The organism is Butyrivibrio sp. INlla14, from assembly GCF_900102515.1.
Classification (GTDB): domain Bacteria; phylum Bacillota; class Clostridia; order Lachnospirales; family Lachnospiraceae; genus Butyrivibrio.
Window position 1 is genome coordinate 55,218 of the sequence record NZ_FMVS01000024.1, and the last position, 14,095, is coordinate 69,312.

13 protein-coding genes are annotated in these 14,095 nt (G+C 40.1%); all 13 read right to left on the reverse strand.

All coding sequences use genetic code 11. The features are described from left to right. Positions 1-44: 44 nt before the first annotated feature. Positions 45-1,640 carry a xylulokinase gene (locus BLO53_RS14665; RefSeq protein WP_092063106.1) on the reverse strand — a complete coding sequence of 532 codons (1,596 nt, stop codon included), beginning with the start codon at positions 1,638-1,640 and terminating at the stop codon, positions 45-47. A 51-nt stretch (positions 1,641-1,691) separates the two neighbouring features. Further along, positions 1,692-2,771, reverse strand: a complete 1,080-nt coding sequence (locus BLO53_RS14670) for a GntR family transcriptional regulator (RefSeq protein WP_092063109.1) — start codon at positions 2,769-2,771, stop codon at positions 1,692-1,694. 347 nt (positions 2,772-3,118) lie between these two features. Continuing rightward, entirely contained in the window at positions 3,119-3,961 is an 843-nt protein-coding gene (locus BLO53_RS14675) for a DNA-3-methyladenine glycosylase family protein (RefSeq protein WP_092063112.1), read from the reverse strand. A 42-nt stretch (positions 3,962-4,003) separates the two neighbouring features. Next, positions 4,004-4,489 carry a restriction endonuclease gene (locus tag BLO53_RS14680; protein WP_092063115.1) on the reverse strand — a complete coding sequence of 162 codons (486 nt, stop codon included), beginning with the start codon at positions 4,487-4,489 and terminating at the stop codon, positions 4,004-4,006. Between the two features lie 47 nt (positions 4,490-4,536). Further along, positions 4,537-5,628, reverse strand: a complete 1,092-nt coding sequence (locus BLO53_RS14685; protein WP_092063118.1) for a PTS transporter subunit IIC — start codon at positions 5,626-5,628, stop codon at positions 4,537-4,539. A 111-nt stretch (positions 5,629-5,739) separates the two neighbouring features. Beyond that, on the reverse strand, positions 5,740-6,432 hold the full coding sequence (locus tag BLO53_RS14690; protein WP_092063121.1) for a DNA alkylation repair protein: 693 nt from the start codon (positions 6,430-6,432) through the stop codon (positions 5,740-5,742). Positions 6,433-6,502: 70 nt separating this feature from the next. Continuing rightward, the gene (locus BLO53_RS14695; protein WP_092063124.1) at positions 6,503-7,276 is read right to left on the reverse strand and encodes an SAM-dependent methyltransferase; all 774 of its coding nucleotides are present in this window, start codon (positions 7,274-7,276) and stop codon (positions 6,503-6,505) included. Between the two features lie 245 nt (positions 7,277-7,521). Then, the gene (locus BLO53_RS14700; RefSeq protein ID WP_176757301.1) at positions 7,522-8,451 is read right to left on the reverse strand and encodes a YARHG domain-containing protein; all 930 of its coding nucleotides are present in this window, start codon (positions 8,449-8,451) and stop codon (positions 7,522-7,524) included. A 264-nt stretch (positions 8,452-8,715) separates the two neighbouring features. Continuing rightward, a complete protein-coding gene (locus BLO53_RS14705; RefSeq protein ID WP_092063130.1) occupies positions 8,716-9,054 on the reverse strand; it encodes an RNA polymerase sigma factor in 339 nt (112 codons plus the stop codon). Positions 9,055-9,390: 336 nt separating this feature from the next. Next, positions 9,391-9,822 carry a GNAT family N-acetyltransferase gene (locus BLO53_RS14710; protein ID WP_092063133.1) on the reverse strand — a complete coding sequence of 144 codons (432 nt, stop codon included), beginning with the start codon at positions 9,820-9,822 and terminating at the stop codon, positions 9,391-9,393. A gap of 276 nt (positions 9,823-10,098) precedes the next feature. Then, positions 10,099-11,490 carry an RNA-binding domain-containing protein gene (locus tag BLO53_RS14715; RefSeq protein ID WP_092063136.1) on the reverse strand — a complete coding sequence of 464 codons (1,392 nt, stop codon included), beginning with the start codon at positions 11,488-11,490 and terminating at the stop codon, positions 10,099-10,101. A gap of 144 nt (positions 11,491-11,634) precedes the next feature. Continuing rightward, positions 11,635-13,350: a P-loop domain-containing protein gene (locus BLO53_RS14720; RefSeq protein WP_092063139.1), complete on the reverse strand. Its 1,716-nt coding sequence runs from the start codon at positions 13,348-13,350 to the stop codon at positions 11,635-11,637. A 284-nt stretch (positions 13,351-13,634) separates the two neighbouring features. Beyond that, a partial coding sequence (locus BLO53_RS19290; RefSeq protein WP_176757302.1) for a hypothetical protein occupies positions 13,635-14,095 on the reverse strand: 461 nt, incomplete at its 5' end.

Here is a 14,095-nt window from a genome sequence, read left to right on the forward strand (position 1 = left end):
ACGCATCATTGACTTTATTTTAGGTTTTTGATCTACCTTGATGATTACTTGAGATTATCAACAGCAGCTCTCTCAACTGCAAGGCCTGCATTGTAATCCTTCATGAACTCATCAAATCCCTTGGCGTCTTCTGCAACAGGCTCAAAGGTTTCAACCTTGCCAGACTTAAATACCTTTTCATTCAGGAACTTCTCAAGAGTCTCGCCCTCTGCCTTCTGGAGCATGAAGCCTGCAAGGATAGCCTGTCCCCATGGGCCGCCTTCTCCTGCTGTTTCCATGAGCTTGATAGGAGTATTGAGGGCTGCTGCCATTACTCTGTCACCAACGCCTCTGATCTTGAAGAATCCGCCCTGGCCAAAGAAGAAGTCAGCCTTAACATTTTCTTCCTTCATAAGAATGTCGTTACCTGCCTTGAGAGCACCAAGCGCGGTGTAAAGGTGTGTTCTCATGAAGTTTGCAAGATTAAACTTATCATCAGGTCTTCTTACAAAAAGAGGTCTTCCTTCGTTAAAGCCTGTGATGCTCTCGCCAGAGAAGTAATTATATGCAAGAAGTCCGCCGCAGTCTGCGTCGCCTTCCATAGCCTTTCTATAAAGTGTTCCATAAAGTGTATCGTCATCAATATCCTGACCAATAGTACCGGCAAACTCTCTGAAAAGTCCAACCCAGGCATTAAGGTCTGAAGTACAGTTGTTGCAGTGCACCATAGCAACCTCTTCTCCGCTTGGAGTTGTTACAAGGTCAAGCTCAGGATAAGCCTTTGAAAGGCTGTGCTCCAGAACAACCATTGAAAATACTGATGTTCCAGCTGAAATATTACCTGTTCTAACGCCAACAGAATTTGTTGCAACCATACCAGTTCCAGCATCGCCCTCTGGAGGACATACTGGGATTCCAGCCTGAAGTGTTCCTGTAGGATCAAGCTTTTTTGCACCCTCTGCAGAAAGTGTGCCTGCAGCTGCGCCTGCTGGAAGAGACTTAGGAAGAACATCTCTTATCTTCCATCCAAGGTTCTTGCCTGCAATAAGCTCATCGAACTGGTCAAGCATCTTCTGGTTGTAGTCACAAGTCTTTGAATCAATTGGGAACATACCTGAAGCATCGCCTACACCAAGGACCTTCTCTCCTGTAAGCTGCCAGTGAATGTAGCCTGCAAGTGTTGTAAAGAAATCAATCTTTGAAATGTGCTCCTCACCGTTTAAGATTGCCTGATAGAGGTGTGCAATTGACCATCTCTGTGGAATGTGATATCCAAAGAGCTCTGTAAGCTCGTCTGAAGCCTTCTCTGTGATTGTATTTCTCCAGGTTCTGAATGGAACAAGAAGCTCCCCATCCTTGTCAAATGCCATATAGCCGTGCATCATAGCTGAAAAGCCCATGGCACCAATCTTAACAAGTTTCTCACCATACTGCTTTTCAACATCATCAGCCAGTTTCTTGTAGCAGTCCTGAAGTCCTGTCCAGATATCATCAAGTGTATATGTCCAGATTCCATTATCCAGCCTGTTCTCCCAGGAATGTGAACCTGAAGCGATTGGATTGTACTCATAATCTGTAAGCACTGCCTTTATTCTTGTTGAACCAAATTCAATACCAAGAAGTGTTTTTCCCTCTGCAATTAAGCTTTTTACGTCTCCCATACCTTTTCTCCTTTTTCTATGTAGTTATATTTATTATGTAAAGTCGATTGCTTACTTGACTGCTGTCACAGATCCTCTAAGGATCACATTTTCCGCAAACTCATACGTTGCATTGGTAAAATTACCAGTGCTGTGTATAAGCCTTATCATATTCTGGGCTGCCTTCTCCCCAAGTCTTGCCTTGGGATGTGGAATCGAAGAAATGGTGATGCCTCCAATGCCTATCTTGGCCATATCAGAATCATCCATACCAATTACCGACATATCCCTCGGAAGCTTCATGCCGCTATCTATCAGCATCTGCATTAACATCCCCGCCACCAGATCGTTGTAGCAAAAGACTGCGGTGCAGCCGGATAGTCTTTCTTTTACTCTTGATAGAGCTCTTTTACCGTCCTTGATATCTATGGTGTCAATCCAGTTCACATGATCATAGGTAAAAGACAAACCGCATTCGTTCATAGCCCTCAGATATCCGCGGTATCTCTCTCTTCCCTGTCCATCGTCAAGCTTAAGAACACAACCAATACTCTTGTGGCCTGCCTCAACAAGGGCCTTTACTGCTCTGTAAGCACATTCTTCATCATTTATAGAAACATGTGGAAATGGCAGTTCCGGATAAAAGCTGTTTAGGAAAAGAATCTTCATGCCCTTATCCTGAAGTTTCCTGTATAGTTCCATATTGGGATTAGGAAGGGCGCTCTTAACAGGCTCCATTATGACGCCTGCCACATCATCCCTCTCCAGAAGATCTGTCAGAATTTCCTGCTCTCTTCCAGTTGTATTGTTGGTAAAAGACAACTGCATCGAGTAACCCTTGGCACTTAATGTACTCTCTATTCCTCTTATGGTGCTAGGGAAAATGTAGTCATCAACATAAGTTGTAACTACTGCTACAACTGATTTATTCCCATCTTCAGCGTGCTGATCAGATACATAGGTTCCGCTGCCACGTCTGCTCTCTAAAAGTCCATCTTCTGACAACTTGGATATTGCATGCCTTATAGTCTGCCTGCTAAGGCCAAATTGCTCACATAGCACATTCTCCGATGGAATCTTATCTCCTGGCTTAAGACTTTCTTCATCTATGCATTTATTTAACCAGTCTATTACTTTTTGATACTTGGACAATTCTATTACCTCAAGGTTTGATATATTTACCCTAATAATTTGATTTAATGTCTGATTGTATTGATTGGTGATTGGGCCTGCAAAGTTATCTACATGTATGTAAGTTGTATTTTATTTCCAAAGTAGCACCAAATCCACCGCTAACACGGTATCATCTTAATATTATTCTATAACCACCGTCAATAAGTAATATGTACAATTTTAGCAAGTTGTATATGTACAAATTTGACCAACCACTATGCTTATCTTCGTTCTGTGCTCTCGTAAGTTCATGTGGCTGAAACACATGCAAAAAGGAGCGTAGAAAGTTCTACCCTTCTACGCTCCTATATAAATCTGACTCTTTATTAGTCTTTCATTCCTTCACTTCTGGAGTAAAAGAAAAGGTACTGCTGCATTACTCCGTTGTAAGGCTTGTATTTGTCGAACAAAAATCCCTGTGGATATTTCATATCTAACACCTTATTTATCCACACATCTTTGGGAAAAGCATCAAGTCTGTGATAGCCAAATAGTATCTCGCAGTTGGCAACCTTGACTCCAACGCCATAAAGACTAAGGAGTTTCTCCATAAGCCCTGCATCATCGAGGTTATCCCACTCATCAAGTTTAACTGCGCCGCTAGCCACGTCCATTGCAGCCTGCTTAACATACTTATCCCTGTAGCCAAGGCTACATGCTGACAGCTGCTCTATTGAAAGTGCTGAAAGTTCCTCTGGTGTAGGAAAAGAATAAACATCTTTCCCTTCCTTGTCCGTGGCAATCTTCCTGCCTGCTGCCCCACAGATTTTCTCAATGGAAGCCTTGATGGCTGGAATATTTTTTCTCTGGGAAATGATAAAAGAAATAAGCATCTCCCATGGATCCTGACGAAGGATTCTGATTCCTGTTCCATACTCAGATGCATAGTAAAGATACTCATCCTCTCTAGCATCTATCAATCCGCGAATTCCACGATAGTTTGTGTCAAGGTCAAAGTAGTTCTTCCAGAAGGTATTGAATTCCTCTTCAGCACAATCAAATTCATAAGTTTCGCCAGCTTTGCCGTCATCAGAAGTCACTTTTCTAACAAAAACATGCTTGTCACCGGCAACCACGCTGTAGCCGTCACCACATTCGTTGAACCTAAAGCACTGACCACTGTCTGCAATTTTCCTAAGATCAAAATCATCTTCTATTCTAACTATCATAGTTTTTATTCCCGAAATAGTATTCGTTAGCACTTCTCAATGCTAAAACTTGTGTCTGGCCTTAACATCCTCATCCGTCATGGCATCAACATATCCTCTGTCCCACAGCATTACATTCAGCTTCTGTGCCAGGTCAACTGCAGGCTGTGTGAAATACTGATTGGTCATGACTACACCGACCATGCGGTCGTAATACGCCTTTCCCGCATACACTTCCTGAACAGCCTTAACGCCAATTGGCTTGTCGTAGCACTTACACTGAACAGCATAGGTGACACCATCCTTTTCAGCCAGAATATCAGCGCCAAAATCTCCGCTTCCCTTGGTGACTTCCACATCCAAAAATCCATGGGCCTTTAAAATATCAGCACAGTAATACTCAAAATCATGGCCCTCCATTTCATCCATTGGAAGAGGACGATTTTTAATGTGCTTTATAATTGCCAGAATAGCCAATATCAGCAGGACAACTGCAACTATGGCTACCGTTACATATATCATTTTTTCACTACTTGCGCTCAAATTCATAAATATAAATTCCATTATTAAATAGATAACAGTAGATGTTTAGACCATTACTGGAGCTTTAAATCTCCCTCTTTTACCCATCCAAGCTTCTTGACTCCTTCATGGATTACCAGAGAAAGAACTGCTGGAAGAACAAAGGAAATAAGAATAAGTCCAACCCAGTCAAAGGCTGTGATTGCAGCCTTGCTTCCCTCTGCTATGTCATTAACCCAGCCTGTATAAACACCGATCTGTCCTACGAATCCACAGGTTCCCATTCCTGATGATACTGCAGGGCCATTCATACGAAGCTTGAACACGCAGGTTGCAAGAGGGCCTGTGATAGCAGAAGCAAGAGTTGGAGCTATCCACACCCTGGGATTCTTAATAATATTAGGCATCTGAAGCATTGATGTACCTACACCCTGTGATACAAGGCCGCCCCATTTATTCTCTTTGAAAGATATAACAGCAAATCCGATCATCTGCGCGCAGCATCCCGCAACAGCAGCGCCACCTGCTAGCCCTACAAGACCAAACGCACTGCATATAGCAGCAGATGAGATAGGAAGTGTAAGTGCCATACCAACAAGAACAGATACAGCAATACCCATAAGGAATGGCTGAAGCTCTGTAGCCCACATGATAACATTACCAATCCACATAGCTGCTGCTCCAAGTGGTGGCGCTATCAGCCATGAAAAGAACACGCCAACCGCGATAGTTACAAGTGGTGTGACCAGGATATCTACTTTTGTTTCCTTGGAAACTGCCTTACCAAACTCTGCAGCAATGATTGCTACAAATAAGACTGCCAGAGGGCCGCCTGCTCCGCCAAGTGCGTTAGCTGCAAATCCAACTGTGATCATTGAGAAAAGAACTAGTGGCGGACAGTGAAGTGCATAGCCAATTGCAAGTGCCATTGCTGGTCCGCTCATAGCGGTAGCAAGGCCGCCAACTGTATAGTCTACGCCAGCTACTGTTGCCACAGTCTTCATCAGAAACTGAATATTAAACTGCTTACCAATTGTGTTGATGATTGTTCCGATGAGCAATGAACAAAATAGTCCCTGCGCCATTGCTCCAAGAGCATCGATTCCGTATCTCTTTAACGAAATCTCAATGTCTTTTTTCTTTAAAAACCCCTTAAAACCTTTCATACTACTCCCTCTTTCTGTCAGCTCTTTTCCCCAATCTGCTGACCTTTAGGAAATAGAATATCATAAAAGTTTAAAAAGATATATCACAAAACACAAAATTGCAAATACAATTCAGGTCCTCCTCACTTTTAGAGACTTTAGATATGTCTTTTGCTCCTCTGTAATTCTACTACTCTCAACACATTTCTGAATAGCTTTGTTGTGCGTCCAATCATCGAGGCGTTTTCCTTCTATAAATGGTAATATGCTTTCGTACTGCTTGGCCAGTGCTGTTGCAAAGTACCACGCAATCATCATATTAACGTAATACTCTTTACTTCTAAGTTTGGCCACCATCTCTGGGTACTTTGGATCATAATCCTCATCCAAAAAGTGTTCCATCAGCATTCCAACTCCGAACCTCACAGAATAGGTCTTTCCGGAACTAATCCATTCTTTTACGTGTTTTAGCAGAATTTCTCTGTGTTTTTTAAAAATCTTTGGAGACATTTGGTCGCAAGTAGCCCAGTTATCCACATATGGCAAGAACTTCTCAAGCTCTTCCATACATACATCCATGTCCTTTATTCCAGAGATGATAAAAGCATGTAACTGATTTTCTTCAAAGTACTTGTGGGGAAGATTTCCAAGAAAAGCCATATAATCTCCGGCTTTAAGCATTTCTTTTGCCATAGTCTTAAGTTCAGGAGTCCTTACACCAATCACTGACTCCGGATCTATGTTAGGAATTATCTTTATCTGCATATCACGATACTTCAAATCCTGTAGTTCATATAACTTCTTGTGCAAATCTGTTATATTCATACTCTATCACTCCTTACACAACTGCTTCTTGTAAAAAAGCGGCAAGTCTATACTTACCGCTCCAACATTATTAGCCTTTTTTCTTTGCCACTATAAGGTATCTGTGAATAGTACCTTCTACATAACCATTCTTGTCAATTACTTCCTGCATTTCAAGTAATTTATCAAAGCATTTTTCAACAGAGAATCCCGGAAATTCCCATTCAATAATATGCGCGAACCATACAAATGCACCAACATCGTAGAACCTGATTGGTTTAAATACTTCTTCAGCTCTTATTATCTCAAAGCCTGCTTCTTCAAACTTCTTTCTCTGAATTGATAATTCAAGTTCCGGGAAAGGTGCAGGTACATCCGGTAGAACCATCTCAACAAGATCTCTGTCGTTCTTGCCTCCTACCTGCTGTGTAATAAAAAGTCCTTCTCTCTTAAGAAGTCTATGTGCTTCCACAGGATCAAAGCTTCCATGCCTGTTTATCATTATGTCAAAAGAGCTGTCAACAAAAGGGATATTAGACTCATCATCGCAAGGTCTGAAATCAATCCCCAAGGGTAAGAGAACCTCTTTACACAATTCAACATTAGGGGCATATCCTTCAGTAGCTGCAGTGTTCTTGTATGGGTGTTTCAAAGATAATAAAAACTCGCCACCACCTGTATCAAAATCCAACAGTTTCATATCAGGAAGAAGAAACTCTTCGATTATCTTTTTGTAGTCCCATGGGAGGTCATCCTCTTCTTCATATCTATCATGTATATGAGAAAAGTCCCAACCATGTATGTGTGCAACCTTCTCCTCTGCTTCCCACTCTTTTCTTAGTTCACTTATTCTATCTGTATTCATATCTGCTCCTTTTCAAATAAAAATCTGTTCTTCATTATTTGTTCGGTGCAGTATGTGACAGCAAATAACTCTTATTAACCTCGGTACAACCTGCTGTCAGCATTAAAACTGCACCGAGTAGTTATCTCGCATTCTCATGATTACCACCTATGCGACATCTGTTTACCCAGATTGTCACAACAAAGATATTATATACAATGCTATAAGCACGCGTAAATACTAATTTAGTTCTCCTGAAAATATATTTATTGGATACTATTCAATAATTCTAAATTAGCTTTTTCATATTCATTGAAAACATTATCTGAAAAATTTGCCGAATCAATTGATGGAGTATACCAATCCATTCCATTAAAGTAATTGCTCATATCTAAATCATTAAAAATGTAACCATGTCGAGCATATATTTCATTTTTTGCGACTCGTATAACTGATTTCGGTGCGTCCGCAAAATCCTCAGCAGTATAATATTCACTATCTGTATTAAAAAGTGGTTCACTAGTATTTGAGGTATCAGTACGTCCGTGAGCTTCTAAATAATCCATTATTTCAGGATAGAAAGAACAGTTATTTCTGTTATCTTTTTTGCTAGTTTTTGATAAAAGGAGTACATAGCTTCCACTAATTCCCCAGCCAGATCGATTGTCCTCAGACATAACGTAGTCGGTCACATTTATGTCTACTTCGTTGTTTGTAAAAGAAAAATTCAGAGTACCTTTGCCATCCCATCCATCATCAGTAAATGAATAAATTAATTGATTATCATGGATTTCTCCAGAAAAATCTATATTAGCAATACGGTCAGTTATTCCTTGTTGAGAAAAGAGAGAACCGGATGCTTGATTTCCGTTTGTAATATTAAGAGTTAGTTTTGTGCCACCACTTTCAAGTAATTCTTCATTGCTAATGCCATCTGTTGTCCAAACTCCAGAATATCTTGAATAATCATTTTCTTCTGTAGCTTCATCAGACTGTGATGATGCTGAATTAGCACTCTGGCCAACTATATTTTCAGTCTCACCGCCCGTATTGTCATTTGCATTCTCAGAAGCCTTTATATCCGGTTGTGCTTCAAATATAGAACTACTTTTGTTATCATCAGCATCACTTACACACCCTGTAATTACTATAGCCGCTGCTGTGATAGCAAGTCCACGTGTTATCAACTTTTTCATAATAGTATTACTCCTCATCAAAATTCATACTTACCAATGATATTTTAATCCCCGTTGCACGTCAATGCAGATTATTACCCAAAATGCACCGCAGGATTGCCCTGCGGTGCATATGCATACATAAAACGCCCTGCAAGTTTGAGGCTTGCAGGGCGGTACTTTGTTAGTTAAATCCTCCGCTATAGGTTGATAGGTTAGAGATATAATCGTCTTGGATTGCTGGAACATAATAGGCGCCATAAGTTTTTAGGCCATTGCTTTGCGTCATCTGCCATCCGTCTGCATCCTGCAACTCAACATAAAACCGATAGTACGGGAGTAATGTTTCTTCCATCGGCCCGGAACGATAGACCAGTTCCACCTTTGCAATGACAGATTACGGGTAATTCTGCCAAGAAAAGCGGACAGTATGTTTGGTCGCTGATCCGGCATGGCATTCCATGCATTTAGATATGTGTCGTTGACACATTCTTCGCTGTCTTCTTTACTATGTAGAATGTTATAGGCGATATAATAACAATAGTGCCCGTACTTGTTAGATGTTTCAGATATGGCTTTTTCAGAGCGCGCCCAGTACAAGTCTACAATCTGGTTATCTTTCATGCTCTGCTCCTTTCTCTAGTGATAAGGCCTTTCATATATATAGATCGGAAAACCGAGAGATTCGTCACATTGAAAATGCAGAATTATTATAGCACATGGTTAAATAGCCCTCGTCCGTTAAAGGCAAAAGGAATAGCCAAAAAAGGAAGCAACCATTCTGATTGCTTCCTCATAGATCTTAATTAACATATAATACCCATATTTACAGAAAAAATGCATACTCTCTCGTTTATCCTGGAAATCAAAAGTTTTTCTTCGGATATAACGCGCTAACACATTATCTCTACAAACTTGAATTTGTCGCTCTGACAAGCAGAAATTATTATATACCATTAATCACTCACAATACATACATATAGTTCCATTAGATAGCTTAAATCCATTCTTTTCATAAAAATTAGCTGCTGGCGCATACTCACTTGTATAAAGAACTATTCCGGCAAGTCCGTTATCTTTACTGTAATCTTTAACAGCATTTAATAATTGCTTGCCTATTCCATGGCCTTGCCGTTCAGGAAGTACAGCCATCTCATTAATATAAATCTCTTTCTTACTTCCCGAAATCTTACAAAGTGCGAATATGCAACCTAATACTCCACCATTTTCCTCATATACATATCCAACAAATCTTTTCTGTTCGAAAAAATCTTGAAGATAGTCTGTTGCATTTTCTGCCGTCCAATCTATGCCCCAATGTTCAATCGGAAATGCTTTTGCATAAATCACACCACATTGCGCTAAATCACTGTATTTCATAATTCTAATCATATTACTACCTCGCTAACAAATTCCGATTGGAAATGAACCATTCCCAAGGGTTTTATAACTCGTTACAATTTGTTATTTCATCATCCGCAAATCCTTGTAAAGACTAAATTTGCAGATGTTTTACTTTCCCTTATGGTTTCCCTTGTGTTATATCATCCCATAGCACTTTACGAGTGCTGGTAAGGGAAAAAACAAGGGAAAGATTCTACAGTAACACAATATAACACCTAACGGGCAATCGAACTGTTGAAATGCTTTTTTATGAATTGCACTTTATCACTTCTCATTTACCTGCCAGTATCCGGTCTTATTTGAGCCTATCCTCTCTATGTAACCATTTTTTCTTAAAAATGAAATATTATTATCAATTGCAGTAGTGCTTATCCCAAGTATCCTAGATAATTCTATCTTGGTAATATTCGGATTATTTCTCATCTCAGATATAATGCTTTGTCTGGTTTGATTTAATACATTTTGATTATTACCAACTTTATCACCAACATTATTACCAACTTGTCCTATTCTGTTAAAGGGAATAGTGACAACAATATCGTTTTCTTCAAATTTGAAGGCTTTTCGACCATAAATTTCAACGATCTTCGGGACGCCCCTTCCCGACTTTTCACTGATATGGAGTTGGATAAAAATCTCGGAGAGCTTTTTATTTACCGGAATTGAACGACCAAGGTAAAAACCTTCTAATGTTTGGTTTGGAGCAAGTGTACCTCTAGACAGAATCTCAATGCGATCTGAATAAACGGTAACCATAGGTTCGTTGCCCTCAACCCATGCATTATGCAGTATTGCATTTATTATCGCCTCACGAAATGCTTTATCATCAAATAACGGTACATCCTTTCTTTCAACAACTCTATTTCTTTCATCAGCTTGAATGATGTTAAGGACATCACCGTATCTAAGAAGCTCATCAAGCGTGTACAAAAGGCAATCGTTGCCAAACTCACGTACAGAGTATAGGTTTGAGCCTTTTGTCGGACCGGTAAAAATAGATACTCGGAGAGGCATATGTGAATTATCAGACAAAAGCTGAGCCATCAGATTATATTCGCCATCTCCGGTTCTCAGCCCCAAGTTGTCTTCGAACGTTTCTTCACGCAAAACTATTCCCTTGGAACCATAGTAGCCGAATAATTTACGAAATGTAAGTTTCTGATACTGTGCAGGTGTATTCTCGATTGTATCTATTCCCTGATCCAGTAGCCTAAATAGCTTTTTCTCACGTTCGGGATAATCTTTTAAGTTTGCCTTCGATGAGCCTATACGGATATAACGACTTTCATCAAATGCTGTAGGTACATTCTTTGCAGCGGGTATAACTAAAACAACAACCCTTTTCCCATCAATCTTTAACTCCTCGAATTCAAATCCGATACTTGGAGAAAGATTTCGTGCAAGGTAGTTTTGATACGGCTCTTTATTGTAATCACGATACTGGTTAAAGTTAGTACCTACAATTTCGTGTGTTACATCATTAACGCCCCAGATAAAATACGCTGTTTCTTCGCTGTGATAAGCGGCTGCATTTGATAATGCTGAGATATATTCACCAAGTTGAACAGGTTCAAACCAATTTTCTTTAAACTCAAACCACTCCTGCTCGTTATCTTTATCACACAAGTTTCTAACTATTTTTTCAAGTTTTTTCATCTATAGGCTCCTTACAATTTATTACCAACCAATACATTATATAACATTGGTGATAAGGTTGGCAATAAAGTTGGTAATAAAAATTCAAGCACGAAAGAGAGAGCCGATTTTCTCGGCTCCCTTTCCTTTTCAACCGCATTTTTATCATTCTGAAGATCTTTTAAAACTGACTCCTCGCATCCTGTTGATACAGCACCATGCGTCGATCGGTCTAATCTCAGTATAAAAGTTTTGTCCTTCTCCAATTACACAGAACTCGCCATTTGTTTCTTCATATCCAAGTGTACTCTTGGTATAGTAGTCAAGCTTACCTAGCAATTCATCAGAGTCTGCCTCTTTGTCTGTAAGAGTTTTCTTCATAACGCTCAGAAGGGTGTTTAACCGATCCGGTGTTGTAAGAACTGCTAAACTTGTTATATCGGCACTGTAATCATCCAAAACAATTTTCTTCTCATTTTCCGTGATAGCAGATCGAAAATATAAAAACTCCTGTGTTGTCTCTTTTGGAATTAATCTTCTCGAGTAATTCCATGCAGTCATTGCCTTCTCAGAACTCTTCGCTATTTCTAAGCCACCGACCAGTTCCGTAATATCCTTTGGTTCATAATCTTCCATAAGAATAACCGTGTTAGCATACGCCAAATACTCTGCGGATCCACCAATAACTAAAATCAAGGAAATTCCACATTTATTACTCAATTCCTCAATTCTGTCCGTAAAAGGAATAATGGGTTCGTCGGGAACAATCTTTCGCATGACCTTGTCGCGAATCATAAAGTTCGTGGCACTTTTGTCTTCATCAATCAGAAGTAGTTTAACTCCACAGCCTATAGCCTCAACTATGTTTGCGGCCTGGGATACGCTTCCGCTAGCATGTCTTGTACTAAAATGGCTCAAATCTTGATTGCTGCTCAGTCTGCGGAAAAAAGGTTTTAAATCCGCATCTTCCACAGGGCGTCCGTCCTCTGCGTTTGTCTTCAGTGCCGAATAATCCGAAAGAACATACTCTCTTCCGTCTCCCGGTATATGATCATAAATCCCGAGTTCAATTGCATCTAGCAACGTACTTTTGCCTGAATATCCGCCACCGGTTATTACAGTGATTCCCTCTTTAATCCCCATACCGGTTATGATCTCACCACTATCAGTCTTAATGCTTACTCTTAAGCTGTCCGGTGACTCAAAAGGTTTTGCGCCAGCCATAGGCTCATCTGTACCGTTGTGCCTAGGCAATATACTTCCGTCAGCCACAAAGGCACATAAATGATTGTCCTTCATATACTTTCGGAGACTTCTTTGATTAGTAAACGTTTTCTGCCAAAGAGCAAGCTCCTCATTGTCAATATTAGCAAGTGTGGCATCAACATGCTCGAGAATATCTTTCACAGCACGAAACGCCGACTTCGAGTTTACAGATGTACCATTCACCAGTGGCACATTAAAGCTCATCTGCAGCACCAACCTATCAAGCTCACTGTTGTAATAGCATCCACTTTTTTTCCCCATACACCCATCTGGCAATTGAATAGCAAACTTTGCCTTTTCTCTAGCATCTTTTTTGTCGTTCAGGTATTCCTCACTAAGTTCTGACATAACCGGATAAAGAAGATGTAAAATATATTCAGCAGTCGGTATTGCCAGCTCTTTTGAGCCTAATGCGATGTATTCTTTAGGAATACCAATACATAAAAACATCTTTTCCGGATTTCTAAACCCAGTCCCTCTAAACCAAAAGCTAATTTCTTTGTACGTAAAAACCTTTTCTTCATCATCATCGCATGCATGGGTGTTGTATAGCCAATGCAAACAAGACTTATTCTTTCCTTGACAACTCATAATTACTGACTTTAATTTGTTCAATCTATCATCCTTCTTTCTTTCTGAATTTGTAATCAAAAGCAGAAAGGACGACTCTATTAAACAAAAAACGCACCCGAACTTGTCGGATGCGCGTTAAATCACTTTATCAAAACTTTGGTGTGATTAACATGTCACGGACTATCTTCGGTAATAAAATCGTCTTATATGATTTTCTCATGTTAATCACCCCTTTCATTGGTATTTGCTATTCGATTACTCGGAAATAATATCTCTAATCCTCTAAGAAGTCAAGTATCATTATGCAAAATATCAAAATAAATGGTCTAACGACTTATACCTTTCTTCTTTGCAGTGGGCTTTCTTTCGGCATTCTGGTGTCTCGCTTCTTCCTGCGCTTCCTTGAGCATTGCCCTGACGGATACTCTTGCTTTACCCATCTGATCCTTAACCTTCTTCGTCAGTTCCCTGGCCTTTTCTATGGCTGCTATCACCTTGTTCATCACCTTTTTGATGATAGGAAGGGTTCTATCGGGATTTGGGATCTCCACGTAGGTTTTCCCATTCTTACTTTTGACAGGATTGTTTAGGGCTTCCGAAAATCTTTTGATGTCATCGTAGCCCTCCGGAGCAATCCCCATATCTTTAAGATCATCCCGCAAGCCCTGTACTATCGGTAGTTCCTTTTCTTCAAGTTCTTCGATCCACTTTTCCGTATCGGCTTCTGTTTCCTGCCGTACTTCCTGAATACTTTCTATATCTGCCTGTACCTGTTTCTCCTGTTCCT